This window comes from Legionella sp. W05-934-2, assembly GCF_964199965.1.
Lineage (GTDB): Bacteria > Pseudomonadota > Gammaproteobacteria > Legionellales > Legionellaceae > JAFIFT01.
Genome location: NZ_CAXMZT010000044.1, coordinates 1 through 205, shown reverse-complemented (window position 1 = coordinate 205; position 205 = coordinate 1). Strand labels below are relative to the sequence as shown.

Genomic DNA, 205 nt, shown 5'->3' with positions numbered 1-205 from the left:
CTCGGCCAGTCCGAACCATGTTTAAATCAATATAAATAAAGCAATGATGCAAATACTCATTATCTTCAATAACAGAAACATGATACCTGTTTTCCCAAAAGGCGCCATTTCTCCTTTTTCTCAGGTTATACTCTTGTGCTGTTCGTCCTGCAACCAACTGCATAGATGATGGGATAATGCCTTCATTTGTACACATTACCAACAA

General features: G+C 38.0%; 1 protein-coding gene. It reads right to left on the bottom strand.

Annotated features, from left to right (window positions below; genetic code table 11):
* The coding region (locus AB3348_RS15280) for a hypothetical protein (RefSeq protein ID WP_367608479.1) at positions 1 to 205 on the bottom strand (205 nt) is incomplete at both ends.